General features: G+C 34.0%; 17 protein-coding genes and 3 tRNA genes. 14 read left to right on the forward strand and 6 right to left on the reverse strand.

The window, feature by feature from the left end:
* The coding region (locus ACFO5O_RS14920) for a T9SS type A sorting domain-containing protein (protein WP_387965228.1) at positions 1–1,244 on the forward strand (1,244 nt) is incomplete at its 5' end.
* Between the two features lie 90 nt (positions 1,245–1,334).
* Here ACFO5O_RS14920 and ACFO5O_RS14925 read toward each other — a convergent pair.
* The 4 genes from ACFO5O_RS14925 to ACFO5O_RS14940 form a co-directional block, all read right to left on the reverse strand.
* Complete coding sequence (locus ACFO5O_RS14925) at positions 1,335–2,159, reverse strand: choice-of-anchor J domain-containing protein (protein WP_387965230.1); 825 nt, start codon at positions 2,157–2,159, stop codon at positions 1,335–1,337.
* A gap of 460 nt (positions 2,160–2,619) precedes the next feature.
* Positions 2,620–4,392, reverse strand: a complete 1,773-nt coding sequence (locus ACFO5O_RS14930) for a T9SS type A sorting domain-containing protein (RefSeq protein WP_387965232.1) — start codon at positions 4,390–4,392, stop codon at positions 2,620–2,622.
* 358 nt (positions 4,393–4,750) lie between these two features.
* Positions 4,751–5,125 (reverse strand): hypothetical protein, encoded by a 375-nt coding sequence (locus ACFO5O_RS14935; protein WP_387965234.1) that lies wholly within the window; start codon positions 5,123–5,125, stop codon positions 4,751–4,753.
* Between the two features lie 74 nt (positions 5,126–5,199).
* On the reverse strand, positions 5,200–7,752 hold the full coding sequence (locus ACFO5O_RS14940) for an ATP-dependent Clp protease ATP-binding subunit (protein ID WP_387965236.1): 2,553 nt from the start codon (positions 7,750–7,752) through the stop codon (positions 5,200–5,202).
* A gap of 260 nt (positions 7,753–8,012) precedes the next feature.
* Here ACFO5O_RS14940 and gyrA point away from each other — a divergent pair, with 260 nt between their 5' ends.
* Positions 8,013–10,577: a DNA gyrase subunit A gene (gene gyrA / locus ACFO5O_RS14945; protein ID WP_387965238.1), complete on the forward strand. Its 2,565-nt coding sequence runs from the start codon at positions 8,013–8,015 to the stop codon at positions 10,575–10,577.
* Positions 10,578–10,601: 24 nt separating this feature from the next.
* Positions 10,602–11,876 (forward strand): tetratricopeptide repeat protein, encoded by a 1,275-nt coding sequence (locus ACFO5O_RS14950; RefSeq protein ID WP_387965240.1) that lies wholly within the window; start codon positions 10,602–10,604, stop codon positions 11,874–11,876.
* A 53-nt stretch (positions 11,877–11,929) separates the two neighbouring features.
* Here ACFO5O_RS14950 and ACFO5O_RS14955 read toward each other — a convergent pair whose 3' ends face one another.
* The gene (locus ACFO5O_RS14955) at positions 11,930–12,679 is read right to left on the reverse strand and encodes a C40 family peptidase (RefSeq protein WP_387965242.1); all 750 of its coding nucleotides are present in this window, start codon (positions 12,677–12,679) and stop codon (positions 11,930–11,932) included.
* A gap of 9 nt (positions 12,680–12,688) precedes the next feature.
* Complete coding sequence (locus ACFO5O_RS14960) at positions 12,689–13,867, reverse strand: acetyl-CoA C-acyltransferase (RefSeq protein ID WP_387965243.1); 1,179 nt, start codon at positions 13,865–13,867, stop codon at positions 12,689–12,691.
* A gap of 198 nt (positions 13,868–14,065) precedes the next feature.
* Here ACFO5O_RS14960 and ACFO5O_RS14965 point away from each other — a divergent pair, with 198 nt between their 5' ends.
* The 11 genes from ACFO5O_RS14965 (at position 14,066) to ACFO5O_RS15015 (ending at position 23,135) form a co-directional block, all read left to right on the forward strand.
* Complete coding sequence (locus ACFO5O_RS14965) at positions 14,066–16,111, forward strand: HD family phosphohydrolase (protein ID WP_387965245.1); 2,046 nt, start codon at positions 14,066–14,068, stop codon at positions 16,109–16,111.
* 94 nt (positions 16,112–16,205) lie between these two features.
* Positions 16,206–16,289, forward strand: a tRNA-Ser gene (locus ACFO5O_RS14970).
* A gap of 20 nt (positions 16,290–16,309) precedes the next feature.
* Positions 16,310–16,384 (forward strand) — tRNA-Pro (locus tag ACFO5O_RS14975).
* A gap of 105 nt (positions 16,385–16,489) precedes the next feature.
* A tRNA-Arg gene (locus ACFO5O_RS14980) sits at positions 16,490–16,563 on the forward strand.
* 230 nt (positions 16,564–16,793) lie between these two features.
* Complete coding sequence (locus tag ACFO5O_RS14985; RefSeq protein WP_387965247.1) at positions 16,794–18,065, forward strand: site-specific integrase; 1,272 nt, start codon at positions 16,794–16,796, stop codon at positions 18,063–18,065.
* A gap of 178 nt (positions 18,066–18,243) precedes the next feature.
* The gene (locus ACFO5O_RS14990; protein ID WP_387965249.1) at positions 18,244–19,101 is read left to right on the forward strand and encodes an RteC domain-containing protein; all 858 of its coding nucleotides are present in this window, start codon (positions 18,244–18,246) and stop codon (positions 19,099–19,101) included.
* A 468-nt stretch (positions 19,102–19,569) separates the two neighbouring features.
* Positions 19,570–19,848: a helix-turn-helix domain-containing protein gene (locus ACFO5O_RS14995; RefSeq protein ID WP_387965250.1), complete on the forward strand. Its 279-nt coding sequence runs from the start codon at positions 19,570–19,572 to the stop codon at positions 19,846–19,848.
* A gap of 88 nt (positions 19,849–19,936) precedes the next feature.
* Positions 19,937–20,494, forward strand: coding sequence for a hypothetical protein (locus ACFO5O_RS15000; protein WP_387965252.1), 558 nt, complete (start codon positions 19,937–19,939; stop codon positions 20,492–20,494).
* Between the two features lie 164 nt (positions 20,495–20,658).
* Positions 20,659–21,348 (forward strand): ATPase, encoded by a 690-nt coding sequence (locus ACFO5O_RS15005; RefSeq protein ID WP_387965254.1) that lies wholly within the window; start codon positions 20,659–20,661, stop codon positions 21,346–21,348.
* Positions 21,349–21,734: 386 nt separating this feature from the next.
* Complete coding sequence (locus ACFO5O_RS15010; protein ID WP_387965256.1) at positions 21,735–21,950, forward strand: hypothetical protein; 216 nt, start codon at positions 21,735–21,737, stop codon at positions 21,948–21,950.
* Positions 21,951–22,307: 357 nt separating this feature from the next.
* The gene (locus ACFO5O_RS15015) at positions 22,308–23,135 is read left to right on the forward strand and encodes an SDR family oxidoreductase (protein ID WP_387965258.1); all 828 of its coding nucleotides are present in this window, start codon (positions 22,308–22,310) and stop codon (positions 23,133–23,135) included.
* The last annotated feature ends 2 nt before the right edge of the window (positions 23,136–23,137 follow it).

Raw genomic sequence — 23,137 nt, forward strand, 5'->3', positions numbered from 1 at the left:
ACTTAAGTGGTTATGCACTAGATACAACCCATACGTTTACGTATACAGTAGCCGCCAATGGTGACTGTCCAGGTGATAATGAGTCAGTAGATATCATTATCTACAGCCAGCCAACAGCAGGTACTGGAAGTGATTTACCCGCATTCTGTGAAGGTGATAATATTAATGGAGGTTCTGTAGATTTAACAGCTTTATTAACAGGGGCTGATCCAGGAGGAACTTGGACAGATTTAGATGGAGCAGGCGTTGATTTAACTAATCCTACTGCAGTAAACTTCACAGGTGTAACGGCGAATTTAAACCCATATAGGTTTAAATATACAGTTGCAGCCAATGGCGATTGCCCAGCAAGTGATACTATGGTAACAGTAACTGTACAAGATTGCATTGTAGATTGTGGTACTGCTTTTGGCGTATTTATAGATGATGCAGGTACTGTAGATTCTGGTGCCAGCAGATGTTTCCGTCAAGATGGTTTTAGCCGTTGGGGATGGACTAACTTTATTTCTGGATTTGGTACTTATACTTTAGAGTTATACCAAGGTGCTGGAAAATGTGATCTAGGAAAAGGAACATTTGTTGGAATAGTTACCGTTTCATATACACAAATTGGCGCAACCGATCAAGGTTATGTTAATGTTGAGTATGATATGGAGCCCGGCTATGGTATCGATGAAGCGCATTTATATATCGGTTGTGAACTCTATCCTAAGCATAATGGTAAAAAAACCGTTGCACCTGGTCAATATACCTTTGTTGCAGACGGGCTAGGTCATATCGACAAATGGAGTACTGAAACCGATGAGATAACCGTTACAGGAGGATTCTACATTATTGCGCATGCAGTTGCTTGTGGAGAAGATATTCCTGAAGGAAGTTATATTCCAGGTTCTCCATTTGAAGAAGGAAACTTCAATGGTGGAGTAGATCCTCAATGTAAAGTTGAAGTATCAGACTTTGGTAGAGTAGCAGACTTTACTGCCTATCCAAATCCATTTGAAAATGAGATTAATGTGAAATACTTATTTGAGTATGAAACAGATGTTAAAATAGAGGTCTTTGATGTTAAAGGAACTCTAGTGAGAGCGTCACTTGACAGAAATTATGTTAAGGGATCTGTAGGTAGAACAACCATAGATCTTTCAAAAGCAGATAACCAAATGTATTTTGTAAGGTTAACTACTAATGAGGGAACTGTTGTTAAGAAAATTGTTTCTTCTTCAAGCCTTGATAGACAACGGTAAGTTTTAGAACATCATCAATTAAAAATAAAAGAGCGACCGTTAATGGTCGCTCTTTTACATTTGACTAACTTAAAATTATATAAAACTATTCTATTGTTTCAAAAATTTAATTGATTTGGTACTATTGTTTATTTCTACTTGAGCAATATAAATGCCATCAACTAAGGTAGATAGATTTATAGTTTCATTAGATTTTGACAATGGTTTATCAACAACTGATTGACCCAAAATATTATAAATTTTAATAGAACTAATAGGGGCGGTTGAAGACTTTAATACCAAATTATCATTGGTACTGTTATAATAGTGCTTAAAATTTTGTTTAGCAAAATCATCACTACTTAATGTTCCTGACATGGTGAAATTATCTATATCAATTTTATTTTGATCAGTACTATTATGATGTCTAAAAGCTACATATATCGTTTCACCGGCGAGTGATGATAAGTCTAAACTTCTACTTGCAAAATTCAAACCAGCTGCATCGCTGTTATCTAAATCGTCATACATTGATACTGAACTTGCCAAAAAGTTTGAAATTTGATTTCCTGTGGCTGCATAAACTGAATAACGTTCTTTATCAAAAGACCAATCTGGAGTTCTTACATCCCAGTTCAATTGAATAGCTGAACCAGAACTATATGATGTCAGGTCAATGGCATTTGTTATAACCCAATTATCAGGATTTAAAGGGCCAGTGCTTGGAGTCCAAGAATTAGATACAAGGCCATTGTTTCCGCCTAAACTAGTTACAGTCCAATTATATCCATCTGTATCATTATCAATAAATGACCAGCAAACATTTATAGTGTTTGGATCATTGAAATCTTCATAGATTGGTAAAGAAGAATTACATTGGGCACTACTATTAAAAGTCCAACTTATAACAATAGTTAAAAGTAGTATTTTTTTCATATCTAAATAGGTTAAATTCGGTGTAAACATAGTGTTTATAATATTGAAATACAACATATAAACCGATTTTTATGTATTTAATCGATGAAATACAGTTATTTTGTAAGTATTGTAAGAATATACTTTAATATAATTTGTAATAATTTTAAGTTATTTCAAGTTTAAATAAAAAGTTGCCTATATAATTAACTTTCGGATTAAGCTTATCGATGTTTGAGAATACTTATATATAATTAAACTGTTGAATATCAACGCAACGGCAAATGGTTTGTTTTTAATTTGTAAGTAATCGATTATTTTTTGTGATAACCAAATTATATTTTCATTTCATCGAATACAATTAAAGGAGAAACTGGAATATGAAAGTATTTTAAGTGTCTTCATCTAATGTCATAAAACAAATACTGGTCATTACAGTACAGCAATGACCAGTTTTAATCTTTATTAATACATCTATTGATTAATTAATCACTATGCGTTCTGTTTTTATGACGTCACCGTTGTTATTTACAATTCGCAATAAATACAATCCTGTAGGTATCTTTTGAATATCAATTTTTTGACCTTTATTTGATGAATTATCGATTTTTGCTCCAAGAACTAAAGTACCATTAATATTATAGAGTAAAATATTGGAACTTCCTTCATTTGAAATACTTTTTACATATAATGCATCCGAAGCAGGATTTGGATAAACCTTTATTGATGATTCTATCGGTTCATCACTAATACTATTAGATGTCTTCCCAGTATTTAATTCACCAGATGTTCTGGCGGTACTAGTGGAACAAAACGTTACAGAACTTAAATCTACGCTCATCGTAGAAGTTGTATTACCATTTTGCCCATCAGTTAAACTTACTGTAATAGATTGAACTTTACCTTTTATATCGACTAAAGTTGAGCCAATGTTAGAGCCGTTAAATGTTCCATGTGTTTTAGTTAAACCTAACCCATCTTTATAAGTTACGGTAACTTTTTCAACATATTTATTACTCTCTTTTCCTTTAAGTTTATCGTCTAAACCACTAATCGTAAATACTACATCTTCACTATTGGTTGGTAAATTTAAAGTAGTTGAATTAGATCCAGAACCAGAATGCGTCAATGGGTTTTTTGTGAAATTTAATGAGCTTTGAACACATCCACTTTCACAACCATCAGGAATACCATTGTTATTGACATCAATCCTGTCATCTTTTCCTGGACATTGGTCTAAAGTGTCACAAATAGTATCTCCATCACTATCGGTACATGGAGGAGGAGCAGATCCAATATTACAATAACTAACTGAACTTAAACTTACACTCAAATTAGAATCAGAATTCCCACTATATATATCCTCAAGAGTTACAGTAATAGACTGTACTTTATCCAGTATGTTTACATCGGCTGAACTTACATTCAGTCCACTATATGATCTATAAATTCTTGAAACACCTAGTCCATCTTTATAGCTTATGGTAACATTTTCAATATATTTTGAACTTTCTTTACCTTTGGTTCTTTCATCAATATCACCAACAGTAAAAGATATATTTTCACCTAAATTTGGTAACACTAATGTAGTTGATTTAGAGCCACTTCCTAAATGACTTAAGCTATTACTACTGAAATTAGCTGAAGATTGAATACAATTATTTCCTCCGCCTCCAGAGCTACTACCAGAGAATATTTCAAAATCATCAATATTAATTTCATTTTGGTCAGTACTGTTATAGTGTCTAATGGCAACATAGACAATATTTCCAGCTAATGATGAAATATTAAGATTTCTTGTTGCATAATTCAAACCAGCAGCGTCACTATTATCTAAATCGTCAAACATTGTTACTGAACTTGCCAAAAAGTTTGAAATCTGATTTCCAGTTGCTACATAAACAGAGTACCTTTCTTTATCAAAAGACCAATCAGGTGTTCTAACTTTCCAACGAATTTGAATAGAAGACGACGAACTAAATGATCTTAAATCAATAGCATTGGTAATTACCCAGTTATCTGGTGTAAGAGGACCTGTTGCGGGAGTCCAAGATGCAGAAACTAATCCTGGATTGCCACCCAAATTTTCAATGTACCAATTATTGCCATCATTATCATTGTCCAGAAAAGTCCAACAACTATTAATTGTACTGATACTGTTAAAGCCTTCATTAATAGGCAGGGTTCCATCGCACTGGGCCTTTACTGTGAAAACTGCACAAAAAAGTCCCATAAAACATAAAATTTTATTCATAACATAATAGGTTTAGTTGGGATAAACGTATTAAAAAGAAATAAACAATCCAACAGAATAACCTGTTTATTAGTATTTTATCGATGAAATACTGTACTTTTTACAATAATGTAAGATAAAACTTGCTTAAACTTTAAAATAATTGCTATTAATTTAATCCCTATATTATAATACATACGTTAAAAACTATCATTTTGACGTTGAAACGCAAATATTTTCGCAAAACTAATTTTTTTATAAAAAAAATAAGGCGTTCAACGAAATAGTTATTAACAATATCTAATTGATTGTTAGTATGATAGCTTGTAATCATACAAAAGGCTAAAAATAATATACAATTATCAAACTATTATTGCTTTTATTGATTGGTGCCAGTAATAGTTTTAGCCCAAAGTATGGCCAATTCCATAGAATTAAAAATTTCAAAAGGTTTATTGAAAAAAAGCTTTTCTATTTCAGCATTTAGCTTTGCTTTATAATTTTTAGAGACTATAGCGAAGCCTAGTAAATTTGGAATTTTACTAGTTTCAAAATAAATAGCAGGGTCTACAGAATACGAATTTAGGCGGTGAGTTATATAAACAAATGATTTTTTTTTAAAATAACGGTTTACTATATTAATTAAGATTTGATTATGTTTAGGTAGTACAGTAATACCTTCATTCATGGTTACTATCATATAGTTATCATAAATTTGAATTTCAGAATATTGATTTTTTATTATATCTATCATTAATTTAGCAAAATAGAATATTTAAAAAACTCCTTTATTTCTAAAGGAGTTTTTATATTAAATAATTTAAACTCTTAAGATTCAGTCTGTTTTTCAGACTTTTCAATTTTAATAGTCAATTCATTAGTTTTAGAATCTAAATCCATTACTATTTTGTCACCTTCTTGTATTTTTGAATTGATAATCTCTTCGGCAAGAGCATCTTCAATATATTTTTGAATTGCTCTTTTTAGAGGTCTAGCACCGTATTGCTTATCAAACCCTTTTTCAGCGATATAGGCTTTAGCTGTTTTGCTCAATTTAAGTTCATAACCTAAATCTTTTATCCTTGTGATTAGCGCAGCCAATTCTATATCAATGATTTTATTGATGTCTTCTTGCTCTAAAGCGTTGAATACCATGACATCATCAATTCTGTTTAAAAATTCAGGCGCAAAAGCTTTTTTAAGCGCATTTTCAATAATGCTTCTTGAGTTGTCATCTGCTTGAGCGGTTTTCGCAGCAGTACCAAATCCAACGCCTTGACCAAAATCCTTTAATTTTCGGGCTCCAATATTAGAAGTCATTATTAAAATGGTATTTCTAAAGTCAATTTTTCGACCTAAACTATCAGTTAAATAGCCATCATCCAGTACTTGTAATAGCATGTTGAATACATCAGGATGGGCTTTTTCTATTTCATCTAGTAAAACCACTGCGTAGGGTTTACGACGAATTTTTTCTGTTAATTGACCGCCTTCTTCATAACCTACATAACCAGGAGGTGCTCCAACAAGACGAGAAATAGAGAATTTTTCCATATACTCACTCATATCAATGCGTACCAGCGCATCCTCACTATCAAATAATTCTCTGGCTAATACCTTGGCCAACTGCGTTTTACCAACACCAGTTTGACCTAAAAATATAAATGAACCAATAGGTTTGTTGGGATCCTTTAATCCAGCTCGATTTCTCTGTATAGCTTTTACAACTTTAGCAACCGCTTCGTCTTGGCCAATAACTTTACCCTTAATAAGTTCCGGAAGTTTGGCTAATTTATTGCTTTCTGTTTGAGCTATTCTGTTGACAGGAATACCAGTCATCATTGAAACAACGTCAGCAACATTGTCTTCAGTTACAATTTCTTTATGAAGTTTAGTTTCTTCTTCCCATTTTTCTTGTGCCAGGGCTAAATCCTTTTCAAGTCGTTTTTCGTCATCACGCAATTTCGCAGCTTCCTCATATTTTTGTTTTTTGACCACTGAATTTTTGGTAGTCTTAACTTCTTCAAGTTTCTTTTCTAACTCAAGAATCTGTTTAGGAACTGCAATGTTTGTGATATGAACACGTGATCCGGCTTCATCTAATGCATCAATAGCTTTATCTGGTAAAAACCGTTCAGTCATGTAACGATTTGTTAATTTTACGCAGGCTTGTATAGCTTCTTCAGTGTATTCTACATTATGATGCTCTTCATATTTCTCCTTAATATTATTAAGAATTTGAATCGTTTCTTCAACTGTAGTGGGTTCAACAATCACTTTTTGAAAACGTCGCTCTAAAGCACCATCTTTTTCTATATATTGTCTATATTCATCAAGAGTGGTGGCGCCTACACATTGAATTTCTCCCCGAGCTAAAGCAGGTTTAAACATATTGGAGGCATCTAAACTTCCAGTTGCTCCACCAGCCCCCACAATAGTGTGAATTTCATCTATGAATAAAATTATATCATCATTTTTTTCAAGTTCATTCATCACAGCTTTCATTCGCTCCTCAAACTGTCCTCTATATTTTGTTCCTGCTACTAAACTCGCCAAATCTAAAGTTACAACACGTTTATTAAACAAGATTCTAGATACCTTTCGTTTTACTATTCGTAAAGCTAAGCCTTCGGCAATGGCCGATTTACCAACTCCTGGTTCACCTATTAATAAAGGGTTGTTTTTTTTGCGACGACTTAATATTTGTGAGACACGTTGTATTTCCTTTTCTCGTCCCACAACAGGGTCTAACTTATCTTCTTCAGCCAATGCGGTTAAATCCCTTCCAAAGTTATCTAGTACAGGGGTTTTAGACTTTTTAGTAGATTTTGAACTCGATTGACTAAATGGATTTTGTTTAGCATCGTCTTCCTCATGTGCATCATCGTCATCAGAAAAAGATTCAGATTTTGGTGCATCTATATAATCATCATCACTTGTTATCATAAATTTGAATTGTTCTTTTACATTATCATAATCTACTTTGAGCTTATTTAAAAGTTTGGTAGTAGGGTCGTTTTCGTTTCTTAATATACAAAGCAACAAATGTGCTGTATTTATTGAAGTACTTTGAAAAAGCTTGGCTTCTAAAAATGTAGTTTTTAGGGCACGCTCGGCTTGTCTGGTTAAGTGTAGGTTCTTTTTTTCATTAGAAGAAATTCCACTATTTGGATTCGCCGGGCTTAATATTTCAACTTTTCTCCTTAAGTGATTGAGATCAATTTGTAAGGCGCTTAAAATATCAATTGCTTTTCCACTGCCATCACGAAGTAGCCCCAACATTAAATGTTCGGTCCCTATAAAATCGTGGCCTAAACGTAATGCCTCTTCCTTACTGTAAGCAATTACATCTTTGACTCTTGGTGAAAAATTATCATCCATAATAAAATCCTTTCTGCATTAAAAATAGTAAAAACAAATATATAAAGTCAAAAACTATACCCTAAATGTTTTCATATTGGCTAATAGAGTGAAAAAACTTTAAAAATTCAAAACATTTAACAGGATACTTATCAAATAAAAGCCTAGAATTATTGTTAATAAAAAACACTAAAAAAGACCTCATAAAGTTGAGCAACAACTATCAAAATACTTATATTAGCACGATTTGAAAACCTACAAAAAATCTAATTAATTTATATATGATTGAAGGAGAAAAACTGATTCCCATTAACATCGAAGATGAAATGAAGTCGGCTTACATTGATTATTCAATGTCGGTCATTGTGTCACGTGCCTTACCAGATGTGAGAGATGGTTTAAAACCAGTTCACAGACGTGTTTTGTATGGTATGCATGAATTAGGTGTAAGATCTAATACGGCACACAAGAAGTCAGCAAGAATTGTTGGTGAAGTTTTAGGAAAGTACCACCCACATGGTGATACCTCGGTATATGATACTATGGTACGTATGGCTCAAGAATGGAGTTTGCGCTATATGTTAGTAGATGGTCAAGGTAACTTTGGTTCTATAGATGGCGATAGTCCTGCGGCTATGCGTTACACAGAAGCAAGGATGCGTAAGATTTCTGAAGACATGTTGGCAGATATTGATAAAGAAACTGTTGACCATAAGTTAAATTTTGATGATACTTTAGAAGAACCTACAGTTCTTCCTACTAGAATCCCAGGACTATTAGTTAATGGTGCATCTGGTATTGCTGTAGGTATGGCCACAAATATGCCTCCTCACAATTTGAGTGAAGTTGTTGACGGTACAATAGCCTACATCGACAATCCTGATATTGAAATTGACGAGTTGATTACTCATGTAAAAGCTCCCGATTTTCCTACCGGAGGTACTATTTATGGTTACGATGGGGTCCGTGAAGCTTTTAAAACGGGAAGAGGACGAATCGTCATTAGAGGAAAAGCTAATATAGAAGAAGTACAAGGTCGTGAATCTATAGTTGTTACAGAGATTCCTTATCAAGTCAATAAGGCTGATATGATTAAGAAAACTGCGGATCTGGTAAATGACAAAAAAATTGATGGCATTTCTACTATTCGTGATGAATCTGATAGAAATGGGATGCGTATCGTATATGTATTAAAGCGTGATGCCATACCAAATATTGTATTAAATACTCTTTATAAATATACCGCGCTACAATCTTCTTTTAGTGTAAACAATATTGCATTAGTAAAGGGTAGACCTCAATTATTAAATTTAAAAGAGCTCATTCATCATTTTGTTGAACATCGCCATGAAGTAGTTACACGTAGAACTGTTTATGAACTTAGAAAAGCTGAAGAACGTGCTCATATATTAGAAGGTTTAATTATTGCTTCAGATAATATTGATGAAGTTATCGCTTTAATTCGTGCATCTTCTAATGCAGATGAAGCTCGTGAGAAATTAATAGAGCGTTTTGAGCTTTCAGAAATTCAGGCTAAAGCTATTGTGGAGATGCGTTTGCGTCAATTAACAGGCTTAGAGCAAGACAAACTACGTTCAGAATATGATGAGTTGATGAAGACTATTGAGGATTTAAAAGACATCCTTGATAAAAAAGACCGTCGTATGCAAATCATTAAGGACGAGCTTATTGTAGTTAAAGATAAATATGGTGATGAGCGTCGCTCTATCATTGAATATGCTGGGGGAGATTTGAGTATCGAAGACATGATTGCAGATGAACAAGTTGTGATTACTATTTCTCATGCTGGTTATATCAAGCGTACTTCTTTAACCGAATACAAAACTCAAAATAGAGGAGGGGTTGGGCAAAAAGCATCAACAACTCGTAATGAAGATTTCCTTGAACACTTATTTGTAGGAACAAATCATCAATATATGTTGTTCTTTACTCAAAAAGGAAAATGTTTCTGGATGCGCGTTTATGAAATTCCGGAAGGAAGTAAAACTTCTAAAGGAAGAGCAATTCAAAACCTTATTAATATTGAACAAGATGACAAAGTAAAGGCTTTCATATGTACTCAAGATCTGAAAGATGAAGATTACATCAACAGTCACTATGTGATCATGGCCACAAAGCAAGGTCAAGTAAAGAAAACATCTTTAGAACAATATTCTCGTCCGAGAACTAATGGAATTAACGCTATAACTATTAAGGAAGACGATGAACTTCTTGAAGCTAAATTAACAACTGGAAATAGTCAGGTAATGTTGGCTTTACGTTCAGGAAAAGCGATTAGATTCGAAGAAAGCAAAACAAGACCTATGGGTCGAAATGCTTCTGGTGTGAGAGGAATTACCCTAGCCAGCGATAAAGATGAAGTTATAGGTATGGTTGCTGTAGAAAATCCACAAGAAGAAACTGTTTTGGTTGTTTCAGAAAATGGTTATGGCAAAAGAACATTCATTGATGATCCGGAAGATGGTGAACCAGTTTATCGTATTACCAATCGAGGTGGAAAAGGTGTAAAAACTATTTCTATTACCGAAAAAACTGGTAATCTTGTAGCCATAAAAACAGTAACAGATGATGATGATTTAATGATTATCAACAAATCTGGTATTGCTATTAGACTAGAAGTTGCTAACTTACGAACTATGGGAAGAGCCACTCAAGGTGTTAAATTAATCAACTTGAAAGGAAACGACTCTATTGCTGCGGTCGCGAAAGTGATGCGAGATGAAGACGAAGAAGACATTTCTGACACACTTGAAAACCCGGATGTAGAAGGCAATTCTGAAAATGGCACAACTCTTGATAATTCACAAGACGAAAATAATAATTAACTCAAAAACTTAAATTTAACTAAAATGAAAAAAAGATTAATCATTGCTTTAGCCCTTATGGTTAGTGGTTTTTCTTTCGCACAGAAAGATGAAATAAAAACTGCTGAAAAAGCATTAAAAGATAATAATTTCGCAGAAGCTAAATCTGCGTTAAATGCGGCACAATCATTAATTGGTTCTGCTGACGAAAAAACCCAAGCCAAATATTACTTCCTAAAAGGACAAGCATTGTATGCTAATGGTGCTGGGTCCAATGCTGACATTGATGCGGCCATTGAAAGTTTTACAAAAGTAAAAAAGATTGAAGCCGATTCTGGTAAAGAAAAATACAGCTCTGAAGTTGATGAAATTAAAACGCAAATGTTGAGCAACTTTTTAACAAAAGGTCAAACTGCTCTAGAACAAAAACAATATCTCAAATCCTCAGATCATTTTGAGAAAGCTTATAGAATGTCTCTAAAAGATACAGTCTATCTATATTATGCTGCTTCTACCGCAGTATCAGCACAAGATTATGATAAATCATTAGGTCTTTATGAAGAATTAAAAGCTTTAGGTTTCACCGGTATAGAAATGGAATATACTGCCGTAAATAAGGAAACTAATGAAGAAGAAAATTTTACTAATAAAAGCATGAGAGATATTGCAATGAAATCTGGGGATTACATCAAACCTCAAGATAAGAAAAGCGAATCTAAAGCTTCAGAAATCATGAAAAATATTGCTCTTATTTATGTAAGTAAAGGTGATAACGAAAAAGCGATTTCTGCTATTAAAGATGCTCGTCAACAAGATCCTGATGATTTAAATCTTCTTATTACTGAAGCTAACGTGCATTTAAAGTTAGGAAATAGAGATGAATTTAAAGTTTTAATGGAAGAAGCTACTACAAAAGATCCTGATAATGCCGAATTGCAATACAATCTAGGCGTTATAGCAGCTGAAGGTGGTGATAACGAAGCTGCTAAAAAGTACTATGCAAGAGCAATTGAATTAAATCCAGAATATGCTGATGCACAAAATAATATGGCAGTATTAATTCTTGCAAAGGATGAAGAAATTATTGAAAAAATGAATGCTCTTGGGAATTCAGCAGCAGATAATAAAAAATATGATGAGTATAAAGCAGCAAGATTGGATCTCTATAGAGATGCAATTCCATATTTAGAAAAAGCTTATAAAATTAAACCTAATGTGTCTACCGCTAAAACCTTAATGAATATTTACAGTGCTATTGGTGATACTGTTAAGTTCAAAGAAATGAAAGCTAAAGTTGAGGCTTTAGAGAACGGAAACTAAATTAAAAGGACATTTAATTATATAAAAAAGCTGCAAAATAATTGCAGCTTTTTTTATATAATCTTTTTAATAACTCGAAGCTTATGGGTATGCATGCTTTTGTCTACATTATAAATTCCTGAATGGTCCAGCCTATCAATTCTAACTTTACCATGTGCATGGATGATGTAATTATCTTCCATAATTATACCCACATGAGTAATATGTCCCTCGCTATTGTCGAAAAAAGCAAGATCTCCAGGCTCGCTCTCTTCAATAAAACTTAAAGCATCACCTTGTGTGGCTTGCTGTGAAGCATCACGCAGTAATTTGTATCCATTAAGCTTATATACCATTTGAGTAAATCCTGAGCAATCAATACCAAAAGGCGTTTTTCCACCCCAAAGGTAAGGTGTGTTAAGGTAGGTGAAAGCCGTTTCTATTAAGTGTGATTTAGGTAATTGTTTATTTGTATGATTACCTTCGTGAGTATGATTCAATAACTTTAATCCATTCAAGGACGATCCCATTGGAATTGTAAAAAGTTGATGATTTTCATTTTCAACAAACTCAACTAGATCAGTTGAAAGCTTGAGTGCCTGTGAATTTAAGGCTTTATAGTCATCTTCAGTAATTTCTGTATACTGTTTATTATCAATCCAACCTTCGTACTTATCGAATGCTAAACGAATTCGACTCCATGATTTACGTTGCTCAAGAATTTTAAATATATCTCCATAAAGGAGTTGCGAGATTAATTCACTTTTATCTGAAGGTTCAGGCCTTAAAGGCACAATGCTTAAATTACAAATTCCGTATTGCATCAATAATATTTAGTTACGCTCTATAACAATTGCAGATGCACCACCGCCGCCATTACAAATAGCAGCAGCACCAATTTTTGCATTATGTTGTTCTAAAATATTTAATAAAGTAATTATAATTCGAACTCCAGAACATCCCAAAGGATGACCAAGTGACACTGCACCACCATTAACATTGACATTACTATCATTTAAACCAAGTAATTTCATATTGGCTAAACCAACTACTGAAAAAGCTTCATTAAATTCAAAAAAATCCACATCGTTTAATGAAATTCCAGCTTTATCTAATGCCTTTGGAAGTGCTTTAGCAGGAGCTGTGGTAAACCATTTTGGTTCATGAGCGGCATCGGCATAACTTTTTATAGTTGCCAATGGTTTTATTCCAAGTTCCATTGCTTTTTCCTTACTCATTAAAACAACCGCGCCAGCACCATCATTTATTGTTGAGGCATTAGCAGCTGTAACTGTTCCATCTTTTGTAAAAGCGGGACGCAAAGAAGGAATTTTTTCCAATTTCACATTCGTATATTCTTCATCTTTAGAAACTACTATGGCATCACCACGTCGTTGTGGCACTTCAACAGGAACTACTTCATTATCAAATTTTCCAGTTTCCCAGGCTTTAGCTGATCTATTATAGGACTGTATGGCAAAAGCATCTTGATCTTCACGCGAAAAATTATATTCAGTTGCACAAGCATCTGCACAAACGCCCATAGCATTTTGATCATAGGCGTCAACTAAACCGTCTTTTTGCATGCCATCTTCAAGTGTAGATGGACCAAATTTAGTTCCTGTTCTCGCATGAAAATAATGGGGAATTAAACTCATATTCTCCATACCACCAGCAACTACGATATTAACATCACCAAGTGCAATAGCTTGCGCGCCTTGCATCACAGCTTTCATTCCTGAAGCACAAACCTTATTAACAGTTGTACAAGGTACAGTGTTTGGTATTCCTGCATAAATAGCTGCCTGCCTTGCTGGTGCTTGACCAGTTCCTGCTTGAACTACATTTCCCATTAACACTTCTTCAACGAGTTCTGGTTTTAAGCTGATTTTTTCAAGTGCGCCTTTAATGGCAATTGCACCTAATTTAGGAGCTGGCACTGTTGAAAGACTACCTAAAAAACTACCAATTGGTGTCCTTGCTGCTGATACGATAACGACCTCTTTACTCATTTTCAATTCATTTGATTTTTACAGCCGTAAAATTAATCAAATTTTAGGAGACTATAGAACGAATTAAGATTAACCTCGGGTTTAAATAAAGTCAATGAATGTGTTTTAACTTCAACTCTTAAAAATGAATGAATTACTCTATTTAAGCTCAAAGTACTTTATTAATTTATTACTTTTGAATCTAAACTCAATTTCTGCATGAAAGATTTTATTAATGCGCTTTATAGAAATCATTCCTTGGCTTATAAAGTGCTTTTATTTTTCAGTACGACTTTTTTAATCGTTTACCTGTTTCCAAAAAGCGGAAAGTTTAAATATAATTTTGACAAAGGGAAGCCCTGGCAGTCTGAAAATTTATTAGCGCCTTTTGATTTCGCCATTAAAAAATCTTCCGAAGAACTAGAGAAGGAGCGTTTGGCTCTTACGCAAAATAGCCCTGTATATTTTGATATAAACACCACTATTGAAGCTGATGTTTTTGAAGCCTATAAAACCCAGTTTCGTGAAGTCATTGTTGATTCAACAAGGAGTTTTGATCAACGACTATATAATATCGGGATAGAAATTTTAGTGGACCTTTATGATCCAGGAATACTAGATGAAGATTACAACTACGAGGCCGATAAAAAAGTAGTTCTGCTTGAGAATCAAGTTCAAAAAGAAGAAGCCCTATTTTCCGATTTTACAAGTTTGAATTCGTTTCGAAGTATAACCGAACGCCAATTAGATTTGAAAGGCTATTCAAAATATGCGCCAAGCCTAATATCCTTATACTTTGATATTATTAAACCTAATGTCAAACTCAATGTTTCTTTAACGGAAAAAGCATCACAAGAAGAATTAAATAAAATTTCTCCAACACGAGGAAGTATCGAAAAAGGGACGCTTATTGTTTCAAAGGGTGAAATTATAGATGCTAATACATATGATATCCTTAAATCATTACAGTCTGAATATGAGTCCCAAGTGTGGACAGAGTCAGGCTATAACTGGGTTATTTTTGCTTATACAGTATTAGTTTCATTGACCTTATTAATGCTTTTATTGTTTTTAAGGAAATACAGAATGGAAGTGTTTTTGGACAATACTAAAGTCACTTTTATTTTCTTCAACATTTTTTTAATGATCTTTCTTACAACTTTGATTATTAACTACAACTCAAAATACGTCTACGTTATACCATTATGTGTGCTTCCGTTAGTATTCAAAGCTTTTTTTGATGCAAGATTGGGGTTATTTGCACATGTTTTAACCGTTTTATTATTAGGCTTTGTTGTTCCTAATAGTTATGAATACATGTTTTTGCAAATCATTGCCGGAATTGTAACTATTTTAACGGTTTCAGAACTTTATAAGCGTGCCAATCTCTTTATTTCAGTTGGGCAAATTACCCTAATTTATATCATAGCCTATTTTGCCTTTTTTGTAATTCACGAAGGATCAGTGAACAATTTAAATTTTGAAACCTTTGGTTTATTTATTTTATGCGGATTAGCAACCTTATTTGTACAACCATTGATTTACATATATGAAAAGGTTTTTGGTTTGGTATCAGACGTATCCTTGCTCGAATTATCGGATACCAACACGAAATTATTAAAAGAGTTATCAAACAAAGCACCAGGCACATTTCATCATTCATTAAATGTGGCTAATTTAGCTGAAGCTTCAGCCAATGAAATAGGAGCCAATGCTATGTTAGTACGGGTTGGAGCACTTTATCATGATATTGGTAAAATGAAGAATCCAACTTATTTTACCGAAAATCAATCCACGGGAATTAATCCGCATGACGAATTATCTGCAAAAGAAAGTGCTAAAATTATTATAGATCACGTCATTGATGGTATTGAAATTGCAAAGAAAAATAATCTGCCAGATCGGGTAATTGATTTTATTAGAACACACCATGGCTCAAGTCTTGTTTACTATTTTTACAATAAAGAAAAGGAATTGGATGAAGATTTAGATAAAGAAGAATTTAGATACCCTGGGCCAAAACCCTTTAGTAAAGAAACAGCAATTCTAATGATGTGTGATAGTGTTGAGGCTGCATCCAAAAGTTTAAAAGAACCTTCAACACCTAAAATAGACAAGTTTGTTGAGTCTATAATTGGAAAACAAATGGAAAGTGGTCAATTTTTAAATGCTAACATCACTTTTAAGGAGATACAATCCATAAAGAAAGTACTGAAAATTAAGCTCGCCAATATTTTTCATTTGCGAATTGAGTATCCTGAATAATTAATTGGGAAAAAGTTCAAAAAATAGTTGCGTTCTTTGTAATGAAAAGTTACATTTGCATCCGCTTTTACAGAAAAGTTCTTTACAATATTTAGGAGAGGTGCCAGAGTGGTAATGGAGCAGATTGCTAATCTGTCGACGGGAAACTGTCGCCGGGGTTCGAGTCCCCGTCTCTCCGCAAATTATTTAACACCTAATCGGGGTGTAGCGTAGCCCGGTCATCGCGCCTGCTTTGGGAGCAGGAGGTCGCAGGTTCGAATCCTGCCACCCCGACAAAAAAGAGGTCGTCACGTTCAAAAGGAGTGACGCCCAAACAAATTAGTGATCATTATGTCTAAAAACTTGATCACAACGATTTCAGAATTTTAATTCTTGAAGGGTCGCGTAGCTCAGTTGGATAGAGCATCTGCCTTCTAAGCAGACGGTCACAGGTTCGAATCCTGTCGCGATCACAAAAACGTTTTCAAAACGTATCAAAACCTTGCAAACTATATGATTTGCAAGGTTTTATAGTTTTTAGGATATCATAAATTTTGATATGATTTGATATCTTTGGTTCACAATTCGGTCAACAGAATAAAATGAAAAAAGTGTTGACCGAATAAGGCCTTAAAATACTGTATTTCAAATAGTTGATTTGACTTTCGTCTTTAGTAAAATGTATAATTAAACGACGACAACTATGAAAAATCGGTCAACATTTAGCCTACTATTTTGGGCTAACACTTCTCGTATTCAAGACAATCAAGTTCCAGTTTATGCTCGAATCACAGTTAATGGCAAAAGAGCTAACATTAGTTTACAACGTAAAATTGAAGTATCAGATTGGGATGCTTCATCTGGTAAGGCCAAAGGAACAAAGGAGCAATCTAGAGTATTCAATAGATTTTTAGACCAGGTTCGAATATTAATATACGAAGCGCAAGAAAGTCTTTTAAAAGAAAAGAAGTTAATTACAGCACTATCCATTAAAGCACGGTACTTGGGTGAAGACGAAACAAGCCACTCCTTATTGGAGCTATTCGACTACCACAATGCCATTTCCGAAAACAAACTCAATAAATACACGATGAAGCATTATAAGACCACTCAAAGGTATCTCAAGGAGTATTTGTTGGCCAAGTTTAAGACTGATAATACATTTCTAGATACTTTAAACTATTCCTTTATCATAGGGTTTGAGCATTTTTTGAAATCACATGAACCAAAAGATCATCAACGTATAATTAGCAACAATACCGTGATGAAGCATTTGCAACGGTTACGTAAGATGGTAACTATGGCATATCACATAGAATGGATTGGTCGCGATCCTTTTGTGAGGTTTAAATCTTCATTTGAAAAAAAAGAGCGAGAGTTTTTAACTAGTGATGAGTTAAATGCTATAGAGAAATTCCATAGCCCCGTAAATCGTTTAAACATCATAAAGGACATATTTGTATTCAGCTGTTATACCGGAATCTCCTATATCGATATCAACCAACTTAATAAAGACCATATATTAAAGGGAATTGATGGCAATGATTGGATAATGACTAAGAGACAAAAAACAAATACTTTAGTAAAAATTCCATTACTGGATACCGCTAAAGAACTCATTAATAAATATCAAGATGACCCAAGAGCAGTAGTATCGAGCACCTTGTTTCCAAGGTTTTCAAATCAAAAAACCAACAGTTACCTAAAAGAAATAGCACATCTATGCGGCATCAAAAAGAACCTAACATTCCATATGGCGCGACACACATTTGCCACAACAGTAACACTTTCCAATGGGGTACCAATTGAAACTGTATCTAAACTATTGGGCCATTCCAAAATAGCAACTACTCAAATTTATGCTCGGGTAATTGAAAGAAAAGTAAGCGATGATATGCAAAATCTTAAAAAAATGCTTTTAGAAAAACAATTAGGTTTTATTTACAATCATGAGAAATTAGCTAAAAACCGCTAATCAAATTATATAAATAATGTTCAACTAATTAATAAAAACATATCAATTGTAAATATGAGTTCATAAAAATTAAATTCTTTTATTTAGATTTGAGAAGGGATTAATTAATAATATAATTGGTTTTCTATAGAAAATATAGAAACCCAACAGCTTATGCATTAATCTTAACAAAAACTATTTGAAAACGTATTACAACCTCATTGCTACTCTTGAGTATGACCTCAAAGCACTGGAAACCAACACCAACAATTTACACACCCTATCCGAACAAAGCATCATTAAATGTAAAATAGCATTACAACAATTAAGAGCCTATAGAGAAAAGCACCCCTTTAAGGATAAACAAAGTGAAATAGAGTTTTATAAGCACATTAAACCAAGGGTCTTAAGCTATCTCATTTTTTATATAAAACGTCTTTACATAGAATCAAAACGACCAAAAGAAGGAACAAAAGAGGAGGTAAGACATTTAAAAAAGTACATAGCCGAATTTCAGAACTATTTCTACAATAACCTGGAGTTTTATCATTATTACAAAAGCGGCTCAACCAATCTTGATGAGCAATATTTTCTAAATATCAATAAAACCATCCGTTTGAATTTAGAGGCGTTCCACTTTTTTACCGATGAACAATTCTCTAGCAGTCATGATACTTCTGTAGCAACCATAATGGCGTTCACAAGACTCATCGAATACCTCAAAAATGAAATACACCAGTTCGAGAACCCACACCAACAAATGTCATCCATAAATCCTTTTCAAAATGAACCGCAACTCAATTGGACAGGGTCTTATAGGGAGTTTGTCGAGTTGACCTATGCATTATATACAACAGGTAGGATTAACAATGGTAATATCGACATAAGAGAATTGGCACTATCTATGCAAAATTTGTTTAATATAAAAAACAACGACTTCTATCACGCATTTGGAGAAATTAAAGGGCGAAAGATCAACCGCACCAAGTTTTTGGATACACTTAAAGAATCATTGAATAAATACATGGACAACCAAGATGATGTACTCAAAAACTAAATAACAGCACTTCAAGTTGACTGGCCTATTAGTTAACATAAATTTAGAAAAATAGATATCAAAAAACACCCAAGTAATACCCAACTTGGGTGTTTTTGTAAAATATGTTTTTTATATGCTTTTAAGCTGCTCTATATAACATGTTACATGTCAATTTTTGCCAAAAACATCTAATTTTTATTAAAATAAAAATCACCCACTGTAGGTGTTACTTGTGCATTTTACCCAACAAACTAATTCATTTTTGCCACACGAAAGTCAACTCAACGATTTGGTGAAACCAATCCGTTCCAAAGGCTCCCCTCTTAAGCCTAAGAGGGGTGTCCGATGGAATCGGATGGGGAGTTTGACTTTGTCACCCAAGAAATGTCATGCTGAGCTCCGCCTGTGCTGAGCTTGCCGAAGCATCGAAACATTGCGAGGAATTATTAAGGATCTATTTAATTATTAACCAAACAATTTGCACAAATGGCAGCAAACATCATCACAACAGAAGACCTAAAAGATTTCAAAAATGAATTATTGGAAGACATCAAAGCAATGATCAACCACCAATCCGGTTTCAATACCAAAAAATGGCTCAAATCTCCTGAAGTACGAGAGTTACTAAATATCTCTCCGGGCACACTTCAAAATCTGCGTATCAACGGCACATTGCCCTACACCAAAATAGGAGGCCTCATCTACTACGACCATGACGAAATCCAAAAAATCCTAACCCAAAACCGCATCCATAACAAGTTTTGACCGTCATTGCGAGCAGAGCGAAGCAATCTTTTTATTAAACCTGAATCACTAATGCTATGTCACCCCGAGCTTGTCGAGGGGTCTCACTATGAAAGAAGTAAACTACATCTTACACCTAAACGCCGTATTCGACCAATTCTCAAAAGACAGTCGCTTAAACCCATCCCACATAAGCCTTTATGTGGCCCTGTTCCAACTATGGAACAGCAACCATTTTCCCGAAGAATTCTTTGTAAATAGGGAAGAGGTCATGCAATTGGCAAAAGTGGGCTCAAAATCTACCTACCACAGGTGTATTAAGGAATTAAGCCATTGGAAATATATTGTGTATTACCCATCGCACAACCCGTACAAAGGGAGCAGGTTTAAGTTGTTCAAATTTGGGACAAGTACTGGACAAGTAGTGGTACACAACCGTACCAAAATCGAGACAAGCACTGGACAAGCATTGGTACCTATATATAAACATATAGAAACTATAAAAAACAATAAAACATTAAAAAAAGAAAAAGTTGAAAATCCAGAAAACGCTCCCCCTCATGGGGGAGTACGCGAAGCGGGAGGGGGGTTAAAACAAAACCCCACTGTACCAAAAATGGACAACCTCAAGACAACCAAAAACAAAAACTACAACGAACCCCTCTAACGTCATTGCGAACAAAGTTAAGCAATCTCATTAAATAAACTATGAACACCCAACCTCCACACATCATCATCGAAAAGGCGTCCGAGCGTAAAAAAATTGTCCAGTGGACATTTTTAGCGAAGGGGCGAGATGGCGGGTTGGGCTATGATATAAATTAAATTAAAATGCAAAATACATTTCCACATATAATAATCGAAAATGGAGTCCAATACCACCTCGGCACCCTAAAAGGCAACACCATCCAATACGACTTCCAAAAAATGCTCATCTACCTCGACCACAAAGGCAAAATGCTATTCGGGAATAACTTCAAAATCTACGAAGAAGATGAGATCATACTGTTCAAGCTCTGCATCTACTTCATCAAAGACTACGACTACTGTACAAAGTTCAACATCGACCCTAATAAGGGCATTTTGCTATCTGGTCCTGTAGGCTGTGGTAAAACCAGCTTGATGAAACTAATGCGCCACATTACACCCCACCAAAAGTCTTATGAGGTCATACCAGCAAGAAACATTGTATTTGGTTTCAACAACATTGGCTACAAATCTATAGAAGAGTTCGGAAACGATGGATACTACTGTTTCGATGATTTGGGCATAGAACCAATGGGTAGGCACTATGGTAAAGACTGTAATGTACTTGGTGAAATAATGTTATCCAGATACGACCTATTCACTAAAACCAATGTCCAACAGCTAAATGCAAAGAACCATATAAAAACTCACGCCACCACCAACCTAAACGCCCAGGAACTGGAAAACCTTTACGGCAATCGTGTCCGTTCCCGTATGCGACAGCTTTTTAATTTAATTGCATTTGATGAAAAAAGCTTAGATAAAAGAAGTTAATTTTTTTAACCTTAAGGTGATATAGATAATATGAATAAACTCAATTGTGTTTATCCGTATGTTAGCTACAATATGAAAAACTCAAAATGACAAGAAGCAATATTCTTCTAATTTTATCAATTGCGTAACATATTGCAAAGATAAAAACTCATAAGCTGAAATAGATAAAGCCAAATTATTACTCATTGATTGGCGAGCCAATTTAAACAATTTTATTATTTATTTAGTTCAAGATTTTGGAATGGCTTTTTATTCTTGTTTGCAAGAGGCAAAAGTTTTGTGATTCGAATAGCTTAGATTATAGTATTTGTAAGAACTCGAAAACTTTAATAGTAAAAAATCACACCGTTTATATTAGCCTAAATGACAGAATACTTTATGAACGGTTGGATCAATGTAGCAAAGCAAAATTTGAAATTGGAAGTGATGTTGGTATATTATTCTATAACGATAAACCATTAAAAAGATTTACCTATAAAGGAATATCTGTCGTTTCTGCTGGTTTTAAGAAATTTGGAAGTAAGGTTGCAGAATTTGTCACTTCTGATAAGCTCTTACAAACTTATTTGTCTACCAAGTTGATTTTAAGAGATTCTTTATAAATGCCATTGTTATTTAATACTATATATTACAGTATCCATTCAAATGGGGAGTCATTTAAATTTTTTATTGTTCCTATGTGTTCTGATGTTTAGTGTCAGGACAGAACAGGATGCTTAAAACATATTTGCTATATAGTTTTGTTATGAGCTTTTGAACATCATAAGATTTTTAAATTCTTCTGAAATGAATATCTTTATATAAAGGCGGCACAAGACTGTCAGCACTGATGTTCTAAAAATTTAATAGGGTTGCGTTTAATAACCATACAAAAGTTTATTTATTGTTAGTTAAAAGAAAAGAGAAAACCAAATATTTAAAAATTAAACACTACAGCAGCAGTAAAATATAATGAATTTATGAAAAAAACTATTGTGATAACAGGTGCGGGGGGTGTTTTGTGCAGCACCTTGGCAAAAGCTTTAGCAAAAAAAGGTCACAAAATAGCTGTACTGGATTTGAATTTGGAAGTTGCAGAACAAGTAGCTAGTGAAATTAATAATGAAGGAGGAAAAGCCATAGGAATTCTTGCCAATGTTTTGGAAAAAGAATCTTTGGAAATGGCGAAAATGAAAGTAAACAAAATTTTGGGAAGTTGTGATATTTTAATAAATGGCGCAGGCGGAAATCATCCTTTTGGTACAACAAGTAATCCATTTTTACAGGTAGAAGATTTAAGGAATAAAACGGAAGGTTTTAAAACGTTCTTTGATTTGGATCCATCAGGGATTCAATTCGTATTTAATTTAAATTTCATAGGTACACTGTTACCAACGCAAATTTTTGCACAAGATATGGTTGGTAGAGAAGGATGTAGTATTTTAAATATTTCGTCAATGAATGCCTTTACACCATTAACAAAAATACCGGCGTATAGTGGTGCTAAAGCTGCAGTTTCAAATTTCACACAATGGTTGGCGGTTCATTTTTCAAAAGTAGGTATACGTGTAAATGCCTTGGCGCCCGGCTTTTTCTTAACAGAACAAAATAGGACCTTATTAACCAATCCTGACGGGAGTTTGACAAAAAGAGGTCAGCAAATTATAGACCAAACACCTATGGGTCGCTATGGGAAACCTGATGATTTAATAAGCACTACGTTGTATCTATGTGATGATGCTTCCTCTTTTGTAACAGGTGTTGTAATACCAATTGATGGAGGCTTTGCAGCTTACAGTGGCGTATAATA

Source organism: Geojedonia litorea, from assembly GCF_042654525.1.
In the GTDB taxonomy this organism is placed as follows: domain Bacteria; phylum Bacteroidota; class Bacteroidia; order Flavobacteriales; family Flavobacteriaceae; genus Geojedonia; species Geojedonia litorea.

Excerpts from the sequence above, each read along its gene's own strand:
- ACFO5O_RS15015 (WP_387965258.1), top strand. The coding sequence starts at position 22,308 with ATGAAAAAAACTATTGTGATAACAGGTGCGGGGGGTGTTTTGTGCAGC.
- ACFO5O_RS15005 (WP_387965254.1), top strand. The coding sequence starts at position 20,659 with ATGCAAAATACATTTCCACATATAATAATCGAAAATGGAGTCCAATAC.
- ACFO5O_RS14940 (WP_387965236.1), bottom strand. The coding sequence starts at position 7,752 with ATGGATGATAATTTTTCACCAAGAGTCAAAGATGTAATTGCTTACAGT.
- ACFO5O_RS14935 (WP_387965234.1), bottom strand. The coding sequence starts at position 5,125 with ATGATAGATATAATAAAAAATCAATATTCTGAAATTCAAATTTATGAT.
- ACFO5O_RS14955 (WP_387965242.1), bottom strand. The coding sequence starts at position 12,679 with ATGCAATACGGAATTTGTAATTTAAGCATTGTGCCTTTAAGGCCTGAA.
- ACFO5O_RS14950 (WP_387965240.1), top strand. The coding sequence starts at position 10,602 with ATGAAAAAAAGATTAATCATTGCTTTAGCCCTTATGGTTAGTGGTTTT.
- ACFO5O_RS14960 (WP_387965243.1), bottom strand. The coding sequence starts at position 13,867 with ATGAGTAAAGAGGTCGTTATCGTATCAGCAGCAAGGACACCAATTGGT.
- gyrA (WP_387965238.1), top strand. The coding sequence starts at position 8,013 with ATGATTGAAGGAGAAAAACTGATTCCCATTAACATCGAAGATGAAATG.
- ACFO5O_RS14965 (WP_387965245.1), top strand. The coding sequence starts at position 14,066 with ATGAAAGATTTTATTAATGCGCTTTATAGAAATCATTCCTTGGCTTAT.
- ACFO5O_RS14930 (WP_387965232.1), bottom strand. The coding sequence starts at position 4,392 with ATGAATAAAATTTTATGTTTTATGGGACTTTTTTGTGCAGTTTTCACA.
- ACFO5O_RS14925 (WP_387965230.1), bottom strand. The coding sequence starts at position 2,159 with ATGAAAAAAATACTACTTTTAACTATTGTTATAAGTTGGACTTTTAAT.
- ACFO5O_RS15000 (WP_387965252.1), top strand. The coding sequence starts at position 19,937 with ATGAAAGAAGTAAACTACATCTTACACCTAAACGCCGTATTCGACCAA.
- ACFO5O_RS14995 (WP_387965250.1), top strand. The coding sequence starts at position 19,570 with ATGGCAGCAAACATCATCACAACAGAAGACCTAAAAGATTTCAAAAAT.
- ACFO5O_RS14985 (WP_387965247.1), top strand. The coding sequence starts at position 16,794 with ATGAAAAATCGGTCAACATTTAGCCTACTATTTTGGGCTAACACTTCT.